The sequence below is a fragment of the Streptomyces sp. NPDC059850 genome (assembly GCF_042731515.1).
GTDB lineage: Bacteria > Actinomycetota > Actinomycetes > Streptomycetales > Streptomycetaceae > Streptomyces.
Genome location: NZ_JBHWJI010000053.1, coordinates 37,401 through 60,482 on the forward strand (window position 1 = coordinate 37,401; position 23,082 = coordinate 60,482).

At 72.5% G+C, this 23,082-nt stretch carries 20 protein-coding genes; 8 read left to right on the forward strand and 12 right to left on the reverse strand.

Features of this window, described 5'->3' with window-relative positions:
- Positions 1-70: 70 nt before the first annotated feature.
- The 6 genes from ACFV9T_RS33015 to ACFV9T_RS33040 all read right to left on the reverse strand — a co-directional run bounded on the left by ACFV9T_RS33015 (position 71) and on the right by ACFV9T_RS33040 (position 5,366).
- Positions 71-1,402 carry a hypothetical protein gene (locus tag ACFV9T_RS33015; RefSeq protein ID WP_385446175.1) on the reverse strand — a complete coding sequence of 444 codons (1,332 nt, stop codon included), beginning with the start codon at positions 1,400-1,402 and terminating at the stop codon, positions 71-73.
- A gap of 14 nt (positions 1,403-1,416) precedes the next feature.
- Positions 1,417-2,436 (reverse strand): neocarzinostatin apoprotein domain-containing protein, encoded by a 1,020-nt coding sequence (locus tag ACFV9T_RS33020; RefSeq protein WP_385446176.1) that lies wholly within the window; start codon positions 2,434-2,436, stop codon positions 1,417-1,419.
- Complete coding sequence (locus ACFV9T_RS33025; protein WP_385446177.1) at positions 2,433-3,338, reverse strand: hypothetical protein; 906 nt, start codon at positions 3,336-3,338, stop codon at positions 2,433-2,435. Before ACFV9T_RS33025 ends, ACFV9T_RS33020 begins: the two co-directional genes overlap by 4 nt.
- Before the next feature lie 7 nt (positions 3,339-3,345).
- Positions 3,346-4,125, reverse strand: a complete 780-nt coding sequence (locus ACFV9T_RS33030; protein ID WP_385446178.1) for an LPXTG cell wall anchor domain-containing protein — start codon at positions 4,123-4,125, stop codon at positions 3,346-3,348.
- A gap of 179 nt (positions 4,126-4,304) precedes the next feature.
- Positions 4,305-4,814: an ATP-binding protein gene (locus ACFV9T_RS33035; RefSeq protein WP_009717369.1), complete on the reverse strand. Its 510-nt coding sequence runs from the start codon at positions 4,812-4,814 to the stop codon at positions 4,305-4,307.
- A 183-nt stretch (positions 4,815-4,997) separates the two neighbouring features.
- Positions 4,998-5,366, reverse strand: coding sequence for an STAS domain-containing protein (locus tag ACFV9T_RS33040; RefSeq protein ID WP_009717368.1), 369 nt, complete (start codon positions 5,364-5,366; stop codon positions 4,998-5,000).
- Between the two features lie 253 nt (positions 5,367-5,619).
- On the opposite strand from ACFV9T_RS33040, the gene ACFV9T_RS33045 reads away from it, so the two are divergent.
- Positions 5,620-6,567 carry an RNA polymerase sigma factor SigF gene (locus ACFV9T_RS33045; RefSeq protein ID WP_385446179.1) on the forward strand — a complete coding sequence of 316 codons (948 nt, stop codon included), beginning with the start codon at positions 5,620-5,622 and terminating at the stop codon, positions 6,565-6,567.
- A gap of 94 nt (positions 6,568-6,661) precedes the next feature.
- On the opposite strand, the gene hutI is transcribed toward ACFV9T_RS33045, so the two are convergent.
- The 4 genes from hutI to hutU form a co-directional block, all read right to left on the reverse strand.
- Positions 6,662-7,858, reverse strand: a complete 1,197-nt coding sequence (gene hutI, locus ACFV9T_RS33050) for an imidazolonepropionase (protein ID WP_385446180.1) — start codon at positions 7,856-7,858, stop codon at positions 6,662-6,664.
- Positions 7,859-7,983: 125 nt separating this feature from the next.
- Positions 7,984-9,366, reverse strand: coding sequence for a formimidoylglutamate deiminase (locus ACFV9T_RS33055; protein ID WP_385446181.1), 1,383 nt, complete (start codon positions 9,364-9,366; stop codon positions 7,984-7,986).
- Positions 9,357-10,544 (reverse strand): allantoate amidohydrolase, encoded by a 1,188-nt coding sequence (locus ACFV9T_RS33060; RefSeq protein WP_385446182.1) that lies wholly within the window; start codon positions 10,542-10,544, stop codon positions 9,357-9,359. Before ACFV9T_RS33060 ends, ACFV9T_RS33055 begins: the two co-directional genes overlap by 10 nt.
- Before the next feature lie 92 nt (positions 10,545-10,636).
- Positions 10,637-12,298, reverse strand: coding sequence for a urocanate hydratase (gene hutU, locus ACFV9T_RS33065; RefSeq protein WP_385446183.1), 1,662 nt, complete (start codon positions 12,296-12,298; stop codon positions 10,637-10,639).
- A 166-nt stretch (positions 12,299-12,464) separates the two neighbouring features.
- Here hutU and ACFV9T_RS33070 point away from each other — a divergent pair, with 166 nt between their 5' ends.
- Positions 12,465-13,490: a zinc-binding dehydrogenase gene (locus ACFV9T_RS33070; RefSeq protein WP_385446184.1), complete on the forward strand. Its 1,026-nt coding sequence runs from the start codon at positions 12,465-12,467 to the stop codon at positions 13,488-13,490.
- Between the two features lie 470 nt (positions 13,491-13,960).
- Positions 13,961-15,325 (forward strand): diaminopimelate decarboxylase, encoded by a 1,365-nt coding sequence (locus tag ACFV9T_RS33075; RefSeq protein WP_385446185.1) that lies wholly within the window; start codon positions 13,961-13,963, stop codon positions 15,323-15,325.
- A 259-nt stretch (positions 15,326-15,584) separates the two neighbouring features.
- On the opposite strand, the gene ACFV9T_RS33080 is transcribed toward ACFV9T_RS33075, so the two are convergent.
- Both ACFV9T_RS33080 and ACFV9T_RS33085 read right to left on the reverse strand, forming a co-directional pair.
- Positions 15,585-16,463, reverse strand: a complete 879-nt coding sequence (locus ACFV9T_RS33080; RefSeq protein WP_385446186.1) for a MurR/RpiR family transcriptional regulator — start codon at positions 16,461-16,463, stop codon at positions 15,585-15,587.
- On the reverse strand, positions 16,463-18,049 hold the full coding sequence (locus tag ACFV9T_RS33085; protein WP_385446187.1) for an aromatic amino acid lyase: 1,587 nt from the start codon (positions 18,047-18,049) through the stop codon (positions 16,463-16,465). The genes ACFV9T_RS33080 and ACFV9T_RS33085 overlap by 1 nt, the downstream gene beginning before the upstream one ends.
- Before the next feature lie 163 nt (positions 18,050-18,212).
- Between ACFV9T_RS33085 and ACFV9T_RS33090 the strand changes: the two genes are divergently transcribed.
- The 5 genes from ACFV9T_RS33090 to ACFV9T_RS33110 are packed head-to-tail and all read left to right on the forward strand — an operon-like array spanning position 18,213 to position 23,020.
- Entirely contained in the window at positions 18,213-19,316 is a 1,104-nt protein-coding gene (locus ACFV9T_RS33090; RefSeq protein ID WP_385446188.1) for an ABC transporter ATP-binding protein, read from the forward strand.
- Positions 19,313-19,954, forward strand: a complete 642-nt coding sequence (locus ACFV9T_RS33095; protein ID WP_385446189.1) for an ABC transporter permease — start codon at positions 19,313-19,315, stop codon at positions 19,952-19,954. The genes ACFV9T_RS33090 and ACFV9T_RS33095 overlap by 4 nt, the downstream gene beginning before the upstream one ends.
- A 1-nt stretch (position 19,955) precedes the next feature.
- Entirely contained in the window at positions 19,956-20,633 is a 678-nt protein-coding gene (locus tag ACFV9T_RS33100; RefSeq protein ID WP_385446190.1) for an ABC transporter permease, read from the forward strand.
- A 17-nt stretch (positions 20,634-20,650) separates the two neighbouring features.
- A complete protein-coding gene (locus ACFV9T_RS33105; protein WP_385446191.1) occupies positions 20,651-21,586 on the forward strand; it encodes an ABC transporter substrate-binding protein in 936 nt (311 codons plus the stop codon).
- A gap of 6 nt (positions 21,587-21,592) precedes the next feature.
- Positions 21,593-23,020: a purine-cytosine permease family protein gene (locus ACFV9T_RS33110; protein ID WP_385446192.1), complete on the forward strand. Its 1,428-nt coding sequence runs from the start codon at positions 21,593-21,595 to the stop codon at positions 23,018-23,020.
- Positions 23,021-23,082: the final 62 nt, after the last annotated feature.

Genomic DNA, 23,082 nt, shown 5'->3' on the forward strand with positions numbered 1-23,082 from the left:
TAACGCAGTGTTTCGGGTCATGCTTTCGCCCCGCCGCACGGTGTGGGGCGGGGCGAAAGCCGTTGCTCGTTCAGCGGGTGCCGCGCAGCTTGCGCCACGGGGTGAGGGTGAAGATCGCGCCGCCGAGCAGGATCGTCGTACCGGCGATCAGGCCGAGCGCGGTGAGGCCGCCTCGGTCGTCCGAGCCGGTCTCGGCGAGCCCGCCGCTGGTGCCGCTGGTGCCGCTGCCCGAGGTGCCGGTGCCACCGGAGGTGGTCGTGCCGCCCGAGGTGGTGGTGGAGCCCGAGGTGCCGCCGGGCTGCTGGGTGGTGTCCAGCTCCAGCGAGGCGCCGGGGTCCTTGGCGGGGGTGCAGGTGGTGGTCGTACCGAGCGCCTTGACCGTCAGCACACCCGGGGTGAGCGTGGCCTTGCCGGTCGCGCCCGGCTTGTAGGTGCCGGTCAGATCCGGGATCTCGATCGGGTCACCGGACTTGATGGGCCCCTTGTTGGTCGGGCCCTGCACCGTGACGCTGCCCTTGTCCGCGCCGCCGACCTTGACGGCCATGGACGGCTGGACCGAGTCCGCGGGGATGTCGGCCGGGCTGTCCATCACGGACTTCCCGAACTTCACGGTCAGGCCGAAGCTGCCGCCGTTCTTGGTGGCGTTGATCTGGACCGGGGAGGTCGCGGTCTTGTCTCCGATGGGCGTCTTGCAGGCGTACTGGACCTGCACCTCCTTGCCGGTGAACGAGTCGCCCTCACCGCCGCCGTTACCTGCGGTGGTGCCGGAGGTAGTTCCGGATGTGGTGCCGCTGGTGGTGCCGGAGGTGGTGCCCGATGTGGTTCCGGACGTGGTGCCGGAGGTCGTTCCGCTGGTGGTGCCGCCCGCGCTGCCGCCCTCCGTCACCTTGATGGTGGCGGCCGCCTTCACGGTCTCCTTCGCCGCGCACTTGGTGTCCGTGGACAGCGGCTTGCTGACGTTGATGTTGTACGCGCCCGGCGTCAGCGTGACCTCACCGGCCTTCGTCAGCTTCAGCTTGGCCTTCATGTCCGACAGCTTCATCGGACTGTCCTTGGGGATCGGCGGATTCTCCCGAGGTCCCTCCATGGCCAGTTCACCGCTCTGCGCGCCGCCCACCGTGAGCGTGCCGGTGGGCAGCACGGTGTTCTCCTCCAGGTCGAGGATCGGCGGGTTCTTGGAAGCGGCCTGGACCGTCTTCCACACCACCTCGACCTCGTCGCCGACCTTCGCGGTCGCCGGAGCCTGCACGTCAACGGTCGTGGTGCCTTGCACCGGGGGCAGTCCGGAGATGGGCGGTGGCAGGCATTCCGTCTCGTACGAGACCTCGGCTGCGTACGCGGTGCTCGCGCCGAGCACCACGCCCGCACCGCCGAGCAGCAGTGCGACGGCGGCCGCACTCACTCTTCGTCGCGTCCTCACGTCGTTCCCTTCGGGTTCGGTCGGTTCTCCTCGGACGGTGCGGACAGGTGGTGCGTCGGGGTCCCCGGCAGCGTGTCCGGGGTGAACCAGGGCAGGGCGGCCTTGGCGGGCTTCGCGGCCTTGGCGGGCTTCGCGGGCGGGGGTGTGCGCGGCCGTGCCTTGTCCACGACGGCCATGCCGATACGGAAGACCGCCGCCGGGACGACAACGCACAGCAGGATCCAGAAGAGGGTCACGCCCCAGGGCCGCCCCACGCCCCATGGCTGTTCGACGAGCACCTTGCGCCCGTACTTGAGCGACACCTGATAGTCGCCGTGCGCGCCCGCCGACAACTCGACGGGCAGCTTGACCTGCGCCTTCTCCCCCGGCTTGATGGTGCCCCGCCACTGCTGCTCCTCCCATTCGGGAGCGAAGACGCCGTGCGAGGTGCCCACCTGGAAGACCGGATCGCGGGCCGGGGTCGAGCCGAGATTGCCGACAGTGACGACGAGTCGCCGCTGCGGCGGAGCGCCGAACCAGGTCAGCAGCCCGCTCGAACCGTCGAGCCGCGCGGAGAGCACGCTGAGCCGTTCGCCTCCGGTGCGCTGCTCGGGCAGGGCCGCTACGGGATGCCCTGCGACCTTGAACGCCACGTCCACGGCGGCGGCTTCGCCGGTCACGGTCGCGACATGGACGACGCAGGGGCAGGGCTTGGGCGGTTCGGCGACCGGCAGCGTCCGGCGGAACGTGCCGTCCGCTGTGGTGGTGACCGCCCTGCCCTCGGCGTTGGCGCAGGAGTTGGTGCCGCCGATCATGTTCTGACCGCAGATGAGCAGGGTCAGCAGGGCGCGCGGCCGCCAGCCGGTGCCGCTCACGGTGATCGTGCCGCCCTTGCCCGCCTGCTCCCGGGACACCTTCGCGGCCGGGCCGTCGTCGGCCGCGAAGGCGGGTCCGGGGGAGGGCAGGACGAGGGCGAGCGCGGTGAGCCAGGCGGCCAGCAGGCCTGCGTAGCGACGGTGGCGCGTCCCGGCGTTCATGCGCTCACCACCCCTGGCTCGGTGCCGCCCACCTGTGCCTGACGTCGTCTGCGTCTGCGTCTGCGGAACAGCCAGGTGCCGCCGCCCGCCGCGCCCAGCGCCGTGGCCGCCGAGGCGGCGAGCAGCCATCCGGGGGCGGCGGTGTAGGTGGCGGAGGCCGCCGCGTGCGCGCCGCCGCCCGCGGTGACGGTGAGCTTCACGTCCACCGCGTCGAGGGCGGGGGCGTCCGGCCAGCGCTCGGTGAGCCGCACCCGCCTGCCCGGCGGCACCTGGACGGGGAGGGTACGGGCGTCCCGGCGCAGCACCGCGCCGAAGAGGCCGTCGGCGCGTACGGCCAGCCGTGGCGTCAGCTCGGTGTTGCCGCGGTTGACGACCGCGTAGCGGATGGCCGCCCCGCCGCCGCCCCCGGTCCGTACGACCCGTACGTCCTCGACGGAGAGCGCGGACAGCGTGGCGCCGCTGATCCGCAGATGCGTCCGTACGGCGGTCCGGTGGCCGCCGCCCGTGACGACGAGCGTGCCGGAGCGGTCACCGGGCGCCGCGTCGGGCGGGACGGTGATGGTGAAGGGGACGTCGGCGCGGGTGCGGGCCGGAACGCTGACCGTGCGCGCGGCGAACGCGATCCACGCTCCCTCGGCCCCTTCGCCGCGGAGCCGGAGGGTGTGGGGGCGCTTGTCCTTGTTGGTGACCGAGAGCTTGTCGTGGAGGACGGTGCCGGGCCGTCCCTCCAGGTAGAAGTACGGCCGGTCGGCGGCGTCCGATGCGGTGCCCGCGCCGGGCGCGGGCGCCGCCGACCAGCCGGGTCCTGCGGCAGCGGCGGGTGCCGGGGGCGCGCCCAGCAGCGCCGCGGCGACGGTGACGGCGGCGGCCGCGCGTAACGCGGCGCCGGTACGGGACGGCATCGCCGCCCTAGGGGGTGTTTCGCCGGCGACGGGTCAGCCAGAGCGCCCCGGCGGCTCCACTGAGGAGCACCGTTCCGCCGAGAGTGCCGAGCGCGATGGCGGAGTCGGCGGGTCCGGTCTGCGGCAGCTGGCCGCCGCCGGTGCTGCCGGTGCCGCCGGTGCTACTCGTACCGCCGGTGCCGCCCGTGCTGCCCGTACCGCCGGTGCTGGTGCCGTCGCTGCCGCTCGTACCGCCGGTGGAATCGGAGCCGCCGCTACCGCCCGGGGCGGTGACGTCGAGGGTCAGCGAGGGCTTGGGGTTGTTGCCCGGGGTACAGGTCGTGGTCGTACCCAGCGCCTTGATGGTCAGGACCCCGGCGGTAAAGGTGACCTTGCCGCTCTTCTTGGGGGTGTACGTGCCCGTCAGCGTGCTGATCTTGATTGGCGTATTGGCGGGGACGGCCTGGTCGTTGGCGGGACCCGACACCGAGACGGTGCCGGTCTCCGCGCCGCCCAGCTTGATGAGCGCGCTGGGATGCATGGCCCCCTTGCCCAGTTCCACGGGGCTGGAGGAGACGCCCTTCTCGAAGGACATCGTGAGCTTGTGGCCACCGCCGCTCGGAGTGCTCTTGATGTCGATCGGCGATACGGCGCTCTTGTCGCCGATCGGCGTCTTGCACTGGTAGTTGACGTCCACCGTGGCCGCGTGGGCGGCCGGAGCGGTGAGCAGTACCGCCGAACCGGCCACGGCCGCGGCCAACGTGAGGGCACCGCCACGGCCGGCCGCGCGGCGCTGGGGTTGGGACACCTGAGATCCCCTCTCGTCAAGCGCCGCAGCCGAATGTAACTGACGGCACATCAGATCGGGCGCCGACAGTACGCCGGGGACCTTGTCGAGGGAAGACACAGAGCACGCCGAATCGGCGTGGGACTACGGGACTAGCGGACGCTCAGCGCCCGGGCGGAGAGGGGCCGGGGCCGCGCTCTTCAGGCGGGCGCCGCCAGCTCGGCCCATACGGTCTTGCCGGACCCCTCCGCGTTCCGCACGACCCCCCAGTCGAGGCACAGCCGCTGCACGATGAACATCCCGTGGCCGCCCGGACGCCCGGCGCGGTGCGGGGTGCGGGGGGCGGGCGTACCGGTGCCGAGGTCCACCACTTCGAGGCGGAGCACCTTCGCGTTGCAGCTGACCCGCAGCTCCTCGGGGCCGTCGGCGTGCAGGCAGGCGTTGGTGACCAGCTCCGAGACGACGAGCAGCACATCCTCCGCGGCGGCCCGCTGATCGGCGGTCGCGGCCGGAAGCCAGCCCCAGTCACGCAGCGCCTCGCGCGTGAAATCCCGGGCGCGCGGCACGGCGCCGCTGGCCCCGATGAGATGGAGCCTGCGGAGCTGGCGGATCCGCCCAGGGGGAGGAGTGGCCGGTGGGGCAGCCGAAGCGGCAGGGCCGTCCGGATCCGGGCCGCGGTCGCCCGGCGGGTACGGCCGGGTGGTGCTCATCAGCGCTTCACCTCACCGATTCACCGATTCAGGGACAAGGGATACCTGATCTCTTCAACAGTTTCAGCCTGTCTCCTGCCCGGTCAAAGCGTGAGAACACCCACTTCTCCGGTAGGGCTCGTGTGACGCGGACAACGCCCCGATGACACCCTGCCGACACACCGGAATCAGGAGTGGCGGAGATCACTCGACAAGCGCTGCGTCAAGGGACTCGTGGACCGTGAAGACGGCCTCCGCGCCGGTGATCTCGAAGACGCGGGCAACGACCGGCTGCATCCCGGCCAGGTGGACCGCACCACCCTCGGCCTCGGCCTTCAGGCGCGCGCCGAGCAGCACATTGAGCCCGGTGGAATCGCAGAACTCCAGATGTGAGCAATCCACCACCAGTCGCACGCGCCCCCCTTCCACGCACTGCTCCAGCGGCTCTCGCAGCACCTCGGCGGTGTGGTGATCCAACTCCCCCGTCGGTGTCACGACCGCGCTCGCCCCGTGGTGCCGAACCTCGACCTGGAGCCGGCCCTTGCTGGCGCTGCCGACCATCCCGCGGTCCATGTGCGCACCTCTTCTGGCGTCTCGTTGCTTTCGATTGCGCGCAACGAACCTTACGCCTTTGACCGGTCCTCCGGTAGCCGAACATTTCGCATAGTTCGGCAAATATGGACAACGTGGACTTGCCACGCACCGGTGAATACGGGTAGGCGTAGTAGGGACCACATCCGAACACGGCCCGGCTTTGGAGGCGCCGCTCACCGGAGCAGCACGTCATGGCATCGGCAGCCATATGCCGAGAACGACGGAGGAGACTATGTCACCCCAGCTCGACGACTCGCGTACCGACCCGTCTTGGAGTACCAGGGCCACCGTCTCGTCGACTCACGTACCCGAACAGTTCGTCCCTGATGCGGATGCCCAGGCGCTCGCCGGATATTCCTACGGCGAACTGACCGAATTGTCTGATCTGCCGGAGATACCGTCCTTTGAGGCGGTTAGTCCGGTCGACGCGAGGGCCCTTTCGAAGACGCTCTTCGAGCGCATCGATGCGCTCGAAGAAGGCACCCACGAGTACGCCTACGTCCGAAACACCCTGGTCGAGCTGAACCTGGCCCTGGTCAAGTTCGCCGCCTCCCGCTTCCGCTCCCGCAGCGAGCCGATGGAGGACATCGTCCAGGTCGGCACCATAGGCCTCATCAAGGCCATCGACCGGTTCGAGCCGGGCCGGGGCGTCGAGTTCCCCACCTTCGCGATGCCGACCATCGTCGGCGAGATCAAGCGCTTCTTCCGGGACACGAGTTGGTCCGTGCGCGTCCCCAGGCGGCTGCAGGAGCTGCGGCTGGACCTGGCCAAGGCCGGTGACGAGCTGGCCCAGCGGCTCGACCGCGCGCCGACCGTGACCGAGCTGGCCGCGCGCCTGGACATCACCACCGCCGAGGTCGTCGAGGGCATGGCCGCGAGCAACGCGTACACCGCCAGCTCGCTGGACGCCCAGCCGGAGGAGGACGACTCCGAAGGCGCGCTGGCGGACCGCATCGGGTACGAGGACCACGGGCTCGAAGGCATCGAGTACGTCGAGTCGCTGAAGCCGCTGATCGCCGATCTGCCCGCCCGTGACAAGCAGATCCTCTCCCTGCGCTTCGTCGCCAACATGACGCAGTCGGAGATCGGCGAGGAACTGGGCATCTCTCAGATGCACGTCTCCAGGCTGCTGTCGCGCACCCTCCGTCGGCTCCGCAAGGGACTGATGATCGAGGAGTAACGCTTCCGCAGACGGGTAAGGGCCCGCCCCCGCTTGCCGGGACGGGTCCTTATTCGTGCCCTCTTTCGCTGACCTGCTTTTCCCTGATGTGGCGTCAGACGAGGGTGCCCGCGCGCCAGACCGCCGAGACCAGCGGTACGCCGGGGCGGTAGGCGAGGTGGACGTGCGAGGGCGCGTCCAGCAGCGCGAGGTCGGCCCGGGCGCCGGGGGCGATCCGTCCCACGTCGTCGCGGCGCAGCGCCCGCGCGCCGCCCGCGGTGGCCGCCCAGACCGCCTCGTCGGGAGTCATCCCCATGTCCCGTACGGCCAGGGCGACGCAGAACGGCATCGAGCTGGTGAAGGACGAGCCGGGGTTGCAGTCCGGCGACAGCGCGACCGTGGCGCCCGCGTCCAGCAGCCGGCGCGCGCTCGGATACGTCGAGCGGGTCGAGAACTCCGCCCCGGGCAGCAGCGTGGCGACCGTGTCGCCCTGCCCCAGCGCGTCCACGTCGGCGTCGGTGAGATGGGTGCAGTGGTCGGCGGAGGCCGCGCCCAGCTCGACGGCGAGTTGCACACCCGGGCCGTACGAGAGCTGGTTGGCGTGGACGCGCGGGATGAGCCCGCGCTCCTTCCCCGCGGTGAGGACGGCGCGGGCCTGGTCGCCGTCGAAGGCGCCGCGCTCGCAGAAGACGTCGACCCAGCGGGCGTGCGGGGCGCACATGTCGAGCATCGGCCCGGTGACGAGGTCGACGTACGCGGCGGGGTCGTCGGCGAACTCGGGGGCGACGATGTGGGCGCCGAGGAAGGTCACCTCGTCGGTGTGGGCGGCGGCGATGGACAGCGCGCGGGCCTCGTCCTCCGAAGTGAGGCCGTAGCCGGACTTGATCTCCAGGGTGGTGGTGCCCTGGTGCAGGGCCTCCACCACATAGCGGGCGACGTTGGCGTTCAGCACGTTGTTCGAGGCGGCGCGGGTGGCGGCCACGGTGGTGCGGATGCCGCCCGCGCTGTAGGCCCGGCCGGACATCCGGGCGTTGAACTCCTCGGTGCGGTCGCCCGCGAAGACCAGGTGGGAGTGGGAGTCGACGAAGCCCGGGATGGCGGCCCGGCCCGCCGCGTCGACCCGGTTGTCAGTGGCGGGTGCTTTGCTTGTCTCACCAACCCAGGCGATGCGGTCACCGTCGATGACGACCGCGGCGTCCTGGATCAGGCCGAGGGGGCCTTCACCGAGGGAGGGGTCGTTGGTGACGAGGCTGGAGATGTGGGTGAGGGCGGTCGTGGTGGGGGTCGCGGCCGTGTCCGTGGCGGTGGTCATGGTGGGGGCGTTCTCCTTCATCAACCGGCTCGGCCTGGTCGGCGTGGTCAATCTGGCCGGTGTCGTCGGCCTGGTCGGCCTGGTCGTCAGCCGTGTTGGCAGCCGTGTCGTCAGCCGTGTTGTTGTCAGGCGTGCAGGGCCGCGATGGCCTCGGTCAGTGCTTCGGGCACGCGCGGGACGAGCTGGTGGGCCCCGTCCCGTACGACATGGCGGCCGCCGACCACGGTGTGCCGGACGTCCGCGCTGGTCGCCGCGAATATCGCCGTCTCGGCGCCCAGCCGGGGTGGCGGCCCCGCCGTACGAACCGAGTCCAGCGCGATCGTGGTGAGGTCGGCGAGCGCGCCCACCTCGATCCGGCCGGTGTCCGCGCCCCAGCCGAGCGCGGCGTGACCGTCGGCGGTGGCGGCGCGCAGCAGCTGGGCGGCGGTCCAGTGGCCACGGGTGCGGGTGTGCAGCCGCTCGTCCAGCTCCATGGCGCGGGCCTCTTCGAGGATGTCGATCACGGCGTGGCTGTCGCTGCCCAGGGAGAGCGGTGAGCCCGCCTGGTGCAGCTGGGCGGCCGGGCCGATGCCGTCGGCGAGGTCACGCTCGGTGGTCGGGCACATGCACACGCCGGTGGCCGACTGGCCCAGCAGCCGGATGTCGCCGGGGGTGAGGTGGGTCGCGTGCACGGCGGTCGTGCGCGGGCCCAGTACCCCGTGGTCGGCGAGCAGCCGGGTGGGGGTGAAGCCGTGCGCCTCGACGCAGGCGTCGTTCTCGGCGGTCTGCTCGGAGAGGTGGAGGTGGAGCGGTGCCGCCTGCCCCTCGGCCCAGCCGGAGACGGTCGCCAGCTGATCGACGGGGACGGCCCGCACCGAGTGGATCGCGGCGCCGATCCGGGTGTTGCCGTCGCCCTTGAGCGCGGAGACCCGCTCGGCCCAGGCGTCCGCCGTGCCGTCCGAGAAGCGGAGCTGGTGCTGATTTGGCTCCGCCCCGAAACCGGAGGAGAGATAGCAGGTGTCGAGGAGGGTGATGCGGATACCGGCCTCGGTCGCGGCCGCGATCAGGGCCTCCCCCATGGCGTTGGGGTTGGCGTAGCGGCTGCCGCCGGGCGCGTGGTGGAGATAGTGGAACTCGCCGACGCAGGTGATGCCCGCCATGGCCATCTCGGCGTACACGGCGCGCGCGAGATCGAAGTAGCTGTCCGGGGTGAGCCGGTCGGCCACCTCGTACATCAGCGTGCGCCAGGTCCAGAACGAGTCCGGGGCCGCGCCGCCGGTCGGGCGCGCCGAGGCGCCCGCCTGCACGATGCCGCGCAGGGCCCGGTGGAAGGCGTGGCTGTGGGCGTTGGCCAGGCCGGGGACGGTCAGCCCGCGCAGGGTGACGGACCCGGCCGGGTGCTGTGCGGGACTCCCGGGCCGCACGGCCTTGATCCGCCCGTCCGTGGCCACCACGATGACCACGTCCGGCACCACCTGGCCGTCCAGCCAGGCGTACTCCGCCCAGTAGGTCTGCGCCGTCAGTGACACGCCAACCCCTCCAGTACCTGCGCGAGCGCGGCCACACCGGCGAGGCAGTCATCCTCGCCCGCCGTCTCCGCGGGTGAGTGCGAGACGCCGGTGGGGTTCCTTACAAACAGCATGGCGGTCGGAACCGACGCGGACAAAATGCCCGCGTCGTGTCCGGCCCCGGTGGGGAGGACCGGAACGCCGCCGAGCAGGCCCGACAGCTGGTCGCGGAGGTCGTGGGCGAATTCCACGACGGGGGTGAAGGACTCCCGGGTGACCCGGACGTCCACCCCGTCGCGCTGCCCGCGCTCGACCGCCGCACGCTCGATCTCGCCGACGACGGCGGCCAGGGTCTCCTCGTCGGGCGCCCGGGAGTCCAGCCAGCCGCGCACCAGGCTGGCGATCGCGTTCACCCCGTTCGGCTCGACGCCGACCTTGCCGAAGGTCGCCAGGGCTCCCGCGATACGGGCCTTCTTGCGGGCCGCGAGCACCGTGTTCGCGTACGTGAGCATGGGGTCACGGCGATCGTCGAGGCGGGTCGTCCCGGCGTGGTTCGCCTCGCCGTGGAAGTCGAACCGCCAGCGGCCGTGGGGCCAGATCGCGGAGGCGACGCCGACGGGGTTTGCTGTGTCGTCCAGGGCTCGGCCCTGCTCGATGTGCAGCTCCACGAAGGCGCCGATGCGGGCCAGCCGCTCCGGGTCCGGGCCGATGGCCTCCGGGTCGTACCCGGCGCGCTCCATGGCCTGCGGCAGGGTGATCCCGTCCGCGTCCCGGAGGGCGTGCGCCCGGTCCTTGTCGAGCTGTCCCGCGGTGAGCCGGGAGCCTGCGCAGGCCAGGCCGAAGCGGGCGCCCTCCTCGTCGCCGAAGTTCACGATGGCGAGGGGTTTGGTGGGGTGTGCGTCGCGGGCCCGTAGCTCGTCGAGGGCGGCGAAGGACGAGACGACGCCGAGGGGGCCGTCGAAGGCGCCGCCGTCGGGGACGGAGTCCAGGTGGGAGCCGGTGACCACGGCGTTTCCTGCCGTGGGGTCGCCCAGCCAGGCCCACTGGTTGCCGTTGCGGTCCAGCTCGTAGGTGAGGCCGCGGGTCTCCGCCTGGGCCTGGAACCAGGCCCGGCAGTCGGCGTCGGCGCCGGTCCAGGCGTAGCGGCGGTAGCCGTTCGTTGTGCCGTTGCGGCCGATCGGGGCTAGGTCGCGCCACATCTCGTGGAACGACGGGGTTTCGTGCGCGGGTGCGGGTGCGTGGGTGGGTTGTGCCCACCCGTCCCGCCCAGCGGGACGATTGCCCACAACGGTCACTCTCCCGTCTCCCTCATGGGGATCCTGACGTCGCGGTCGGCGGCTACCTCGTCGGCGCGGTCGTAGCCTGCGTCTACGTGGCGGATCACGCCCATCCCCGGGTCGTTCGTCAGGACGCGGCGGATCTTCTCGCCAGCCAGCGGCGTGCCGTCGGCGACCGTCACCTGGCCCGCGTGGATCGAGCGGCCCATGCCGACGCCGCCGCCGTGGTGGATCGAGACCCAGGAGGCGCCCGAGGCGACGTTGACCATGGCGTTCAGCAGCGGCCAGTCGGCGATCGCGTCCGAGCCGTCGAGCATGGCCTCGGTCTCGCGGTACGGGGAGGCCACCGAGCCGCAGTCCAGGTGGTCGCGGCCGATGGCCAGCGGGGCGGCGAGCGTCCCGTCCGCGACCATCTCGTTGAACCGCTCCCCCGCCTTGTCGCGCTCGCCGTAGCCGAGCCAGCAGATGCGGGCGGGCAGGCCCTGGAAGTGGACCCGCTCCCCCGCCATCTTGATCCAGCGTGCGAGGGACTCGTTCTCCGGGAAGAGGTCGAGGAGCGCCTTGTCCGTGGCCGCGATGTCCTTCGGGTCGCCGGACAGCGCCGCCCAGCGGAACGGGCCCTTGCCCTCGCAGAACAGCGGCCGGATGTAGGCCGGGACGAAGCCGGGGAAGGCGAAGGCGCGCTCGTAGCCCGCGAGCTGGGCCTCGCCGCGGATCGAGTTGCCGTAGTCGAAGACCTCGGCGCCCGCGTCCATGAAGCCGACCATGGCCTCCACGTGCCGGGCCATCGCCTCGCGCGCCCGCTGGGTGAAGTCGGCGGGCTTCTCGGCGGCGTACGAGGCCATCTCGTCGAAGCCGACCCCGATGGGCAGGTACGCGAGCGGGTCGTGGGCGCTGGTCTGGTCGGTGACGATGTCGATCGGCGCGTTCATCGCGAGCAGCTGCGGGACCAGCTCGGCCGCGTTCCCCAGGACGCCGATGGAGAGCGGGCGGCGGGCGTCGCGCGCCTCGGTCGCCAGCTGGAGGGCGTGGTCCAGGCTGTCGGCACGGACGTCCAGATAGCGGTGCTCGATGCGTCGCTCGATGGCGCGCGGGTCGCAGTCGATACAGATCGCGACGCCGTCGTTCATGGTGACCGCGAGCGGCTGGGCGCCGCCCATGCCGCCGAGACCGGCGGTGAGGGTGATCGTCCCGGCGAGGGTCCCGCCGAACTTCTTCTCCGCGACCGCCGCGAACGTCTCGTACGTGCCCTGCAGGATGCCCTGGGTGCCGATGTAGATCCACGAGCCCGCGGTCATCTGGCCGTACATGGTCAGGCCCAGCGCCTCCAGGCGGCGGAACTCCTCCCAGTTCGCCCAGTCGCCGACCAGGTTGGAGTTGGCGATCAGGACGCGGGGCGCCCATTCGTGGGTCTGCATGACGCCGACCGGACGGCCCGACTGGACGAGCATCGTCTCGTCCTGCTTCAACGTGCGCAGCGTGCGGACCATGGCGTCGAACGAACGCCAGTCGCGGGCCGCCTTGCCGGTGCCGCCGTAGACGACGAGCTTGTCGGGGTGCTCGGCGACCTCCGGGTCGAGGTTGTTCTGCAGCATCCGCAGGGCGGCCTCCTGCTGCCATCCCCGGGCGCTCAGCTCCGTACCTCGCGGGGCCCGTACGGGTCGCGGTCCTGACATGGGCCATGCCTCCCTGCCATCGACTGGATCGAGTTATTCACATCTTGAATGCGATGAATATAGCTAGTCAATAGGGCGAGGGCGGCATACACCCGGGTGGTTCCACCGAGGGGCGTGCGCGGAGAGGCGTGCGCGGGGCGCGGGCGCCAGGACTTAGCGTCCTGCCGTGCCCCTGCCCCGTACCCATCGCGAGGTGCGCCTCGCCGCCCGGCCCCGGCCCCAAGCGCCGCTCACCACCGACCACTTCGAGGTCGTCCACGCCCCGCTGCCCACGCCCGGCCCCGGCCAGGTGCTGGTCCGGAACCGGCTGATGAGCGTCGCCGCCGCCATGCGCCCGCTCACCTCGGCCGATCCCGGCGCGCTCGGCCTGCCGCAGCTGCGGAGCCGGGTCGGTGACGTCATGCGGGGCCCGGCCATCGGCGAGGTGGTCAGCGCCCCGCCGGACTCCGGTCCGGCCGTCGGCGCCCTCGTACGGCACCACTCCGGCTGGCGCGAGTACGCCGTACTCGACGCGGCCGAGGCGCGGCCGCTCGACCCCGACGCGCTGCCCGACCCCGCCGCGTACCTCTCGCAGGGCTTCACCGCCTGGCTGGGCGTGGTGCGGGGCGCCGGGGTGCGGCGCGGCGACACGGTGTTCGTCACCGGGGCGGCGGGCGGCGTCGGCACCCTGGCCGGGCAGTTCGCGCGGCTCCACGGCGCCGCGCGGGTCATCGGCTCCACCGGCTCCCGAGCGAAGGCCGACCGGCTCATCGGGGAGCTGGGCTACGACGCGGCCGTGATCCGGGGCGCGGGCCCCATCGAGGAGCAGCTGCGGGCGGCGGCGCCGGACGGCATCGACGTCCTGTTCGACACCGTCGGCGGCGAGCAGCTGCGCGCCGCCCTCGCCCTGGCCCGCCGCAGGGCGCGCTTCGCCATCGTCGGCGCGCTCGCCGCCCAGCTGTCCGACGACGCCCTCGCCACCACCCCGATCAGCACCCTCGCCCTCATCGCCCGCGGCGTCACGCTCCGGGGCATCAGCGGCTACGACCACCCGGACGCGCTGCCCGCGTACGTACGCGAATTCGGCCGTGCGCTGCGCGAGGGCGCCATCACCTACCCCCACACCCGCCTCCCCGGCCTCGACCAGGCCCCCCGCGCCCTGGTCGAGCTGCTGGAGGGGCGCCATCTGGGGGCGGTGCTGGTGGAGCTGTGAGCGGGGTGCCCCGCCGCCGCGCCCCGGCCTCCACCGGGGCCGAGGGCGCCCCCGGGCCGCAGAGGTCGGGGCAGCCGGATGGCCGGACCGGACCGGCCCCGGTTCCGAGTGCGCACGGGGCGCCCCGAGCCCCCAGGGTCACCCGCCCGGAGACCCGGGCAGCCGAGTGGCACGGCCCACCCCGGCCCAGCGTGGGGCAACACGGCGGGGCAGGCCCGCGCCTCGCGACGCGGCGTCGAGCCAGGCCGCGCGCCCGGGGTCCGGGGGCAGCCGAGTAGCCCGGTCCGCTCCGGCCCAGCGCGGGACAAGCACGGCGGGCCGGGCCCGCGCCCTGACGCGGCACCGAGCCGGGCCACCCACCCGGGGGCCGGGGCAGCCGAGTGGCCCGACGGAGCGGTGGGGCCAGGCCGTCCGCCGTGGTGGTGGCGTCGGCCTGGCACGCTTCGCGGGTCGGGTGGTTGGGTGAGGGCATGACTGCGCATCCGGGTTCAGGGTCGGGCGGTGCCGTGGAGCGGCGGGAGCGGGCCGTACGAGCCGCCGTCGCGCAGGGGCTGCTCGGGGACGGGCAGCCTGTCGTCGGGCTGCTCGACGTCACCGGCATCCGCGCCGCCGCCGCCGAGCTGCGGGCGGCGTTCGACGAGGTCGTGGCGCCCGGCACGCCCGTGCTGCACGCCTTCGCCGTGAAGGCCGCCGCGCTCGTGCCCGTCCTGCGGCTGCTGGCCGACGAGGGGCTGGGCTGCGAGGTGGCCAGCCCCGGCGAGCTGGCCCTCGCCCGGGCGGCCGGGGTGGGTCCCGACCGCATCGTCCTCGACTCGCCCGCCAAGACCCCCGCCGAACTGCGCGAAGCCCTCGATCTGGGCATCGCCCTCAACGCCGACAACCCGCAGGAGCTGGCCCGCCTCGACGCGCTCGTGGCGAGCGCGGGCCACCCCCGCTCCCCGCTCGGCCTGCGGGTCAACCCGCAGGTCGGCGGCGGCAGCATCGGCGCGCTCAGCACCGCCACGGCGACCTCCAAGTTCGGGGTCGCGCTGCGCGACGTAGGGGCGCGCGACTGGGTCGTACGCGCCTTCGCCGAGCGCCCCTGGCTGACCCGGCTGCACGCCCACGTCGGCTCGCAAGGCTGCCCGCTGGAGCTGATGGCGGCGGGCGTCCAGGCCGCGTACGAACTCGCCGAGGAGATCAACGAGGCCATCGGCCGCCGCCAGATCGACACCCTCGACATCGGCGGCGGCCTCCCCGTGAACTTCACGTCCGACGAGGTGACACCCAGCTACCGGGAGTACACACAATTGCTCAAGACCACCGTCCCCGGTCTCCTCGACGGGCGGTACGGGCTGGTCACCGAGTTCGGGCGGTCGCTCCTCGCCAAGTCGGGCGTGGTGCTGGCGCGCGTCGAGTACGCGAAGTCGGCGGGCGGGCGCCCGATCGCCGTGACGCACGCGGGCGCGCAGCTGGCCACCCGTACGGTCTTCGCCCCCTCCTCCTGGCCGCTGCGGGTCGCCGCGTACGACGCGGACGGCCACCCCAAGCGCACCGGCCCCGGCGGGCCGGTCACCCAGGACATCGCGGGCCCCTGCTGCTTCGCGGGCGACCTGGTGGCCGAGAACCGGGCGCTGCCGGAGCTGGCGGCGGGGGACCTGGTGGGCCTGCTGGACACGGGGGCGTACTACTTCTCCAACCACTTTGCCTACAACAGCCTGCCCAGACCAGGCGTATACGGCTTCGCACCCGACCACAACGGCATCCGCTTCGCGGAGGTGCGAAAGCCCCAGACGGTGGCGGAGATCGTGGCGGAAAGCGGAGGCGCGGAGGCCGAGGGCCTGACGGGCCTGTAGCGCGGCGGCGGGGTGCGAGTGCCGGGTGGGTGCGCCTGGGTGCGTGGTGGGTGCCGGGGGCTACCTGCCCCCCGGTTGTGGGCAATCGTCCCGCTGGGCGGGACGGGTGGGCACAACCCGGCCACCGGGCCGCACCCGGCGGCGAAACCCCAACCAGGCCGGGGCCCGGGGTGCCCCCGGTTTCGGGAAGGGGCGGGTCAGGGGAGAGCCGCCGCGCAGCGGCTTCCCGCCGGTGGAGCGGGTGGCTACCGCCCGGGGGCTACTCCACGAACAGGCCCCGCGCGGCCGCCCGCGCGTCGAACTCCTCCAGCCGCGCCTGCGCGTCCGGCAGCGCGTCGCACATGGCCTCCAGCAGCACCCGCCCCAGCAGCATCGGCGCGCAGGCCGTGTCGAAGGCCAGCCCCGTCCCGACAGCTGCGGGCAGCAGCAGATCGCTGTGGCGGGCGACCGGGGCGAAGGCGCTGTCGGCGACGGTGACGACGGTCAGGCCGGTGTCATGCGCGTACTCCAGCCCCTCCACGACCTCGCGCGGATGGCGCGGCAGGGCGAAGCACAGCAGGGCGGTGGCGCCCGCGCGGTGGGCGGCGTCGACGCGGTCGGCGAGCATCGTGCCGCCCTCGTCCAGCAGCCGGACGTCAGGGTGGACCTTGCGCGCGAAGTACGTGAAGCCCCGCGCCTGGGCGGAGGCGGCGCGCAGCCCGAGGACCGGCAGCGGACGGGACGCGGCGAGCAACCGCCCGGCGCGGAGGACGGGTTCGGGGTCGGCGAGCAGGGCGGCGAGGTGGCGCAGGTTGTCGATCTCGGACTGCACGGCCTGCTGGTACTCGTTGTACGCGCCGTCCCCGGCGGCCCGCTGGTCGGCGGTGGGGGCGACGTCGCGCAGGTGCTTGCGCAGCGCGGGGTAGCCGTCGAAGCCGAGCGCGACCGCGAAACGGGTCACGGAGGGCTGGCTGACGCCCGCGAGTTCGGCGAGTTCGACGCTGGAGAGGAACGGGGCGTCGGCCGCCCGCCGCACCATGCAGTGGGCGATGCGGCGCTGGGTGGGGGTGAGCCGGTGGCCCTCGAACAGCGCCTGGAGGCGGGCAGTGCTGCCCCCGTTCGCGCCGGTCGCATCCGCCACCCCGTTGTCCGTACTCATCAGTCCTCCTGACCCTCAGCGCTCTCACGCGCCACAGCAAGCTCAACGCCCTCGCACACGTCGGCCAGCGGGTCCAGCAGACCCACCGCGTCGGCCACATCCTCCGTCAACGGCCGGTCCTCCATCCGCGGATCGAGGACTTCCGCCGCCAGGGCATACGCGGCGGAAGCCGGTACGTCGGGCTCCGGTTCCAGCCCGCGCTGGCGCAGGGCGCGGACCGCCGCGACCAGTTCGCAGGCCAGCACCTGCCGGTAGTGGTCGGCCACCCGCAGCGTCTGGCGGGCGCCGAGCGAGGCGAAGCTGGCCTGTTCCTCGACGCCACGGGAGAGCACGGCGTGGCCGAGGGAGGCGGGGTGGGAGACGGCCCGCATCTCGCCGAGGGCCGCGCCCGCCGCGTACTCCAGGATCATCACGCCGGAGCTGGCGGGCGCGGGGTCGCCGAGGAAGGGGCGCAGCCGGGTGAAGTCGGGTTCGCTGAGCGCGGCGAGCCGGGCCGTGGACAGCCGCGCGGTCTGGAGGGCGGCGAGCCGGAAGTGGTCGAGGGCGAGGGCGGCGTGCGCGGCGTAGAAGTTGCCGTGGTGGTACGCGGCCTCGTCGGCGGAGCTGATCAGCGGGTTCTCGGCGGCGGCGTTGACGTCGACGTTCAGCACCCGCTCCAGCGCGTCGGCCGCGTCCAGCGCCGGGCCGTGGATCTGCGGCAGACAGCGGAAGCCGTACGGGTCCTGGATGCGGCCGAGCGGCGGGGTGGGCCGGGCCGGGGCGCCGAGGAGGGCGCGTATGTGGGCGGCGGCGCGGATGGAGCCGGGGTGCGGGCGGGCGAGCTGGACGGGTTCGGCGTACGCCTCGTACGAGCCGCCGACCGCGATGAGCGAGAGCGAGGCGACGGCGAGCGAGGCGGACAGCAGTCGCCGCAGGTCGTCGAGGGCGAGCGCGGACTGGCCGAGGGTGAGGGCGTTGCTGCTGATGAGCGCGAGGGCGTCGTTGCTGTCGAGGGTGATGGGGTCGGGGGCCTTGCCGCCGGGGGCGGCGTCGGCGAGATCCCAGGGGTGCTCGCCGACGAGGGCCAGGCCCGCCTGGGCGAGCGCGGCGAGGTCGCCGGTGCCGACCGCGCCGAACTCGTTGACCACGGGGTGGACACCGGCGTCCAGCGCCCGGACGAGCGAGGTGACGACGGAGGAGCGCAGCCCGGCGCCACCCGCGAGTACCTGGTTGGCGCGGACGGCCATCATGGCGCGGACCTCGCGGCCGGGCAGCGGGGCGCCGATGGCCCCGGCGTGGCTGCGCAGCAGCCGCAGCCCGTGGTCGGCGCCGGGGCCGACCTCCTCGGTGCGGTTGGCGCCGACGCCGGTGGAGCGGCCGTAGACCCGTCCGGTGGCGGCGAGCCGGTCGGCGGTCTCCCAGGCGCGTTCGGCGAGGGCGAGGGCGGCGGGGTCGGGGGCTGCGGGTAGGTTTCTGCGGTCGGCCAGGCGTACGACATCGACGACGCGCAGGCCGTGGCCGTCGAGCGTGATCCGCGGTGCGGCGGTGACACCCGAGGCACCCGCGCCGTAGGCGGTCGCCGTCGAATCCAGCATGTGAGACACCATCCAGGGCAACCCCTCTCGAACCCACCCTTTACGGGCTAGCCGCCAAGCGTTTACGTCCCATATCGCGAACAGAAGTAACCGGCGATTAACGCACACCTATTGACTTCTATTCACTCGACTATGACTGTGCATGACTATATGCAGGCAGGGCAAGGGGAAGCGGATGATCAGCTTCAAGCACGTCAGCAAGCACTACCCGAACGGCACCACCGCCGTCGACGATCTCAACCTCGAACTACCCGAGGGAGACATCACCGTCCTGGTCGGCACGTCCGGCTGCGGCAAGACCACCACCCTCCGGATGGTCAACCGCATGGTCGAGCCGAGCAGCGGCACGGTGAGCGTCGGCGGCCGTGATGTCCTCAAGGCCGACGCCGCCGAGCTGCGGCGCGGCATCGGCTACGTGATCCAGCAGGCGGGACTCTTCCCGCACCGCACGATCCTGGACAACATCGCGACCGTCCCGCTGCTGCTGGGCTGGGGCCGTCGCAAAGCACGGGCGCGCGCCGCCGAGCTGCTGGAGCTGGTCGGGCTGCCCGAGGGCTCCGGGAAGCGCTATCCGCACCAGCTCTCGGGCGGTCAGCAGCAGCGCGTCGGGGTGGCCAGGGCGCTGGCCGCCGATCCGCCGGTGCTGCTGATGGACGAGCCGTTCGGCGCGGTCGACCCGGTCGTCCGCACCCAGCTCCAGAACGAGCTGCTGCGGCTCCAGAGCGAGCTGCGCAAGACGGTCGTCTTCGTCACCCACGACATCGACGAGGCGGTCCGCCTCGGCGACCGGATAGCGATCTTCCGCACCGGCGGCCACCTCGTGCAGTGCGCGCCCCCGGCCGAGCTGCTGGCGGCCCCCGCCGACGACTTCGTGGCGGGCTTCCTGGGTGCCGAGCGCGGGCTCAAGCTGCTCTCGCTGTCCACCCTCGCCGGTCTCCCCCAGCGGCCCGCCGATGACAAGGGCCGCTGGCGGCTGGTCACCTCCGGCCGCGGCGAGCCGCTGGGCTGGCGCGACTCCGAGGGCCCGGACGGCGACAACGCACCGCTGCTGCCGGTGCGCCCGCTGCGCGACTCCGACTCGCTGCTGGCCGCCCTCGACGAGTCGCTGGCCTCCCCCGCCGGGCTGGTCGCCCGGGTGGACGCGGACGGCGTGCTGACCGGGGTCACCGGGCGCGAGCACATCCACGAGCACGCGGGCCGCCGCCACGCGGAAGCGGGCCGTACGAACACCGAAGCGGCTGAGGACGCCCCGGACCCCGACGCGAGCGTGACCGCATGACCGTCGACTGGGACTGGTTCCCCGACCACGTGGACGATCTCACCACGCTCACCCTCGACCACCTCTCCACCGCCGTTCCAGCCGTCCTCTTCGGCCTGCTGATAGCGGTGCCGCTGGCGGTCATCGCGCATCGCGTACGGCCGCTGCGCGGCGTCCTCCTCGGCCTCTCGAACGTCCTGTTCACCATCCCCTCCATCGCGATCTTCGTGCTGCTGCTGCCGCTCACCGGCCTCACCCGCACCACCGCGATCACCGGCCTCACGATCTACACCCTGACCGTGCTGCTCCGGAACACCGTCGAGGGCCTGGACAGCGTCCCCGCCAAGGCGCGCGAGGCGTCCACGGCGATGGGCGCGCGCCCGCTGCGCACCCTGCTCACGGTCGAGCTGCCGCTCGCCTTCCCGGTGATCATGGCGGGCGTACGGGTCTCCACCGTGATGGCGATCTCCCTGGTCAGCGTGGCCAGCTACATCGGCTACGGCGGCCTCGGCCAGCTGTTCACCGACGGCTTCCAGCGCAACTACCCCACGCCGGTCGTCGCCGGAGTCGTCCTGTCCCTGCTGCTCGCCCTGGTCGCGGACGCCGTGCTGGTCGCCATCCAGTGGCTGTGCACCCCCTGGCTGAGGAGGCGTGCCTGACATGATCGAACTGCTGAAGAACCTCGGCCAATGGCTGACCAGCGGCGCCCAGTGGTCCGGCCCCGACGGCATCGCGACCCGCCTCCTGGAACACCTCCAGTACTCGCTGCTGGCCACCCTCGTCGCCGCCCTCATCGCCCTGCCGGTCGGGCTGCTCATCGGCCACACCGGGCGCGGCGCGTTCCTCGCCATCAACATCTCCGGCTTCGGGCGCGCGCTGCCCACCGTCGGCCTGGTCACCCTGGTCTTCCTGGCCAGCGGGCTCAGCATGTGGCCGGTCTACGTCTCGCTGGTCGCCCTCGCGGTCCCGGTCATCGTCACCAACACGTACGCGGGCATGGCCGCCGTCGACCCCGAGGTCCGGGACGCGGCGCGCGGCCAGGGCATGCGCTGGCACCACGTCCTCTTCCAGGTCGAGATCCCGCTCGCCCTCCCGCTGATCATGACGGGGCTGCGGCTGGCCTGCACCCAGGTCGTCGCCACCGCCACCATCGCCGCGTACGTCAGCTTCGGCGGCCTCGGCCGCTACGTCTTCGACGGGCTGGCCCAGCGCGACCTGGTGCAGGTCCTGGGCGGAGCGGTGCTGGTCGCCGTCCTGGCCATCGCCCTGGACCTGGCCCTGGCCTCCGTACAACGCCTGCTCTTCCGCAACCGCCCCGCCCCCTCCCAGGCCGCCTGACCCCTTACGGAGATCCCATGAACCGCAGGAAACTGCTCGGCGGCCTGCTCGCCGGAGCGTCCGTGCCCACCCTCGCCGCCTGCGGCGGCGGCATCACCTCGCTCAAGGGCGACGGCGGAGGCGGCGAGGGCGGTGGCAGCAGCGCGGGCGGCCTCGTCATCGGCACCGCCAACTTCACCGAGAACCAGCTCCTCGGCTACCTCTACGCCGAGGCCCTGAGCGGCGCGGGCATCAAGACGAGCGTCCGTCCCAACCTCGGCTCCCGCGAAATCGTCATCCCCGCCCTCCAGCAGGGCGACATCGACCTGCTCCCCGAGTACCAGGGCAATCTGCTCCTCCACTTCGACGACAAGGCACCCCAGACCCAGGCGGGCGACCTCCAGAACGCCCTCACCGTCGCCCTCCCGAGCGGCCTCGAAGCCCTCTCGTACGCGGCCGCCGAGGACAAGGACGTCTTCTGCGTCACCCGCGAGACCGCCGACAAGTACGGGTTGCGCAGCTTCTCCGACCTGAAGAAGCGGAACGGCAAGCTCGTCTTCGGCGGCCCCGCCGAGGACAAGAACCGGGTCGTCGGCCTGGTCGGCCTCAAGGACCGCTACGGCGTCACCTTCAAGGAGTTCAAGGCCCTCGACGCCTCCGGCCCGCTGGTCAAGGGCGCCCTGAAGAAGGGCGACGTCGACGTCGCCAACCTCTTCTCCACCGACCCCGACATCGAGGGCAACGGCTGGGTGATCCTCGCCGACCCCAAGGCCCTCATCCCCGCCCAGCACATCGTCCCCGTCATCCGCGCCGCCAAGGCCGACACCAAGGTCCGCAAGGCCCTGGCCAAGCTGGGCGTCGCCCTCACCACCCACGAACTGGCCCGGCTCAACAAGCTGGTCGACAAGGAGAAGAAGGACCCGGACGAGGTGGCCGCCGACTGGGCCGCCGACCACGGCCTCACGAAGAAGTAGCCCCGTATGCCATCGCTGGTCGAGCAGCGCTCGATCGACGTCGTCCCCGACGCGGAACGCCATGGCACCGCCTTCAGCCAGTTCACGCTGTGGCTCGGCGCGAACCTCCAGATCACAGCCGTCGTGACCGGCGCCCTGGCCGTCGTCTTCGGCGTGGGCGCCTTCTGGTCGGTCATCGCCCTGCTGGTCGGCAACCTGCTCGGCGGAGCCGTCATGGCGCTCCACTCCGCCCAGGGACCACGGCTCGGCCTCCCCCAGATGATCTCCTCCCGGGCCCAGTTCGGGGTCCGCGGCGCGATCGTCCCGCTGCTGCTCGTCATCGTCATGTACGTGGGCTTCTTCGCCAGCGGCAGCGTGCTGGCGGGCCAGGCCGTCGGCGAACTCACCCACCTCGGCGACACCACCGGCATCATCCTCTTCGCCCTGGTCACCGCCGTGGCCGCGGCCGTCGGCTACCGCCTGATCCACACTCTGGGCCGGATCGCGGGCGTGGTCTGCGCCCTGGCCTTCGTCTACCTGGGCATCCGGCTGCTGGACCGCGCCGACCTGGCCGCCCTCCTCCACGACCGGAGCTTCGACTTCCCGCTCTTCCTCCTCGCGGTGTCGCTCTCCGCCTCCTGGCAGCTCGCCTTCGGCCCGTACGTCGCCGACTACTCCCGCTACCTGCCGCGCACCACCTCCGCCCGGGCCACGTTCTCCTGGACCCTCGCGGGCACCGTCCTCGGCTCCCAGTGGTCCATGACCTTCGGCGCCCTCACGGCCGCCGCGGCCGGCGACGCCTTCATCGGCCACGAGGTCTCGTACGTCGTCGGCCTGGGCGGCGGCGCGGCCCTGATCACCTCATTGCTCTACTTCGTCATCGCCCTCGGCAAGCTGACGATCAACGTCCTCAACACCTACGGCGGGTTCATGTCGATGGTGACCAGCGTCAGCGGCTTCCGCGGCCACGCCACCCTCTCCCCGCGCGGCCGCACCGCCTACATCGCCGGAATCATGGTCGCGGGCACGGCGGTCGCCCTCCTGGGCAAGGACAGCTTCCTGTCCTCCTTCAAGGACTTCCTGCTGTTCCTGCTGACCTTCTTCACCCCGTGGAGCGCGATCAACCTGGTCGACTACTACGCCATCGCCAAGGAGCGCTACGACATCCCCGCCCTCAGCGACCCCAACGGCCGCTACGGCGCCTGGCGCTGGAAGGCCCTCACCGCCTACGCCTTGGGCGTCCTCGCCCAACTCCCCTTCCTCTCCACCCACTTCTACACCGGCCCCTTCGTCACCCCCCTGGGCGGCGCCGACATCTCCTGGCTCATCGGCCTCGCCATCCCCGCCGCCCTCTATTGGGCCCTGGCCCGCCACGACACCGCCCACGTCCCGGACCGCATGATCCTGACCCCGGAACCGGCCCCCGGCCGTCCGTACGTCACCGAGCCCGATTGAGGCGGACCGCACCGGTCCTGTGCTGCCCAGGCAGGCCGCACCTCCCAGAACATGGCATACTC

Coding starts and splice junctions, on each gene's coding strand:
- ACFV9T_RS33095 (WP_385446189.1), top strand. CDS start 19,313: ATGACCGTCGACTGGGACTGGTTCCCCGACCACGTGGACGATCTCACC.
- ACFV9T_RS33040 (WP_009717368.1), bottom strand. CDS start 5,366: ATGGACCGCGGGATGGTCGGCAGCGCCAGCAAGGGCCGGCTCCAGGTC.
- ACFV9T_RS33035 (WP_009717369.1), bottom strand. CDS start 4,814: ATGAGCACCACCCGGCCGTACCCGCCGGGCGACCGCGGCCCGGATCCG.
- ACFV9T_RS33105 (WP_385446191.1), top strand. CDS start 20,651: ATGAACCGCAGGAAACTGCTCGGCGGCCTGCTCGCCGGAGCGTCCGTG.
- ACFV9T_RS33060 (WP_385446182.1), bottom strand. CDS start 10,544: ATGTGGCGCGACCTAGCCCCGATCGGCCGCAACGGCACAACGAACGGC.
- ACFV9T_RS33045 (WP_385446179.1), top strand. CDS start 5,620: ATGTCACCCCAGCTCGACGACTCGCGTACCGACCCGTCTTGGAGTACC.
- ACFV9T_RS33080 (WP_385446186.1), bottom strand. CDS start 16,463: ATGAGTACGGACAACGGGGTGGCGGATGCGACCGGCGCGAACGGGGGC.
- ACFV9T_RS33100 (WP_385446190.1), top strand. CDS start 19,956: ATGATCGAACTGCTGAAGAACCTCGGCCAATGGCTGACCAGCGGCGCC.
- ACFV9T_RS33025 (WP_385446177.1), bottom strand. CDS start 3,338: ATGCCGTCCCGTACCGGCGCCGCGTTACGCGCGGCCGCCGCCGTCACC.
- ACFV9T_RS33020 (WP_385446176.1), bottom strand. CDS start 2,436: ATGAACGCCGGGACGCGCCACCGTCGCTACGCAGGCCTGCTGGCCGCC.
- hutU (WP_385446183.1), bottom strand. CDS start 12,298: ATGTCAGGACCGCGACCCGTACGGGCCCCGCGAGGTACGGAGCTGAGC.
- hutI (WP_385446180.1), bottom strand. CDS start 7,858: ATGACCACCGCCACGGACACGGCCGCGACCCCCACCACGACCGCCCTC.
- ACFV9T_RS33090 (WP_385446188.1), top strand. CDS start 18,213: ATGATCAGCTTCAAGCACGTCAGCAAGCACTACCCGAACGGCACCACC.
- ACFV9T_RS33110 (WP_385446192.1), top strand. CDS start 21,593: ATGCCATCGCTGGTCGAGCAGCGCTCGATCGACGTCGTCCCCGACGCG.
- ACFV9T_RS33075 (WP_385446185.1), top strand. CDS start 13,961: ATGACTGCGCATCCGGGTTCAGGGTCGGGCGGTGCCGTGGAGCGGCGG.
- ACFV9T_RS33085 (WP_385446187.1), bottom strand. CDS start 18,049: ATGGTGTCTCACATGCTGGATTCGACGGCGACCGCCTACGGCGCGGGT.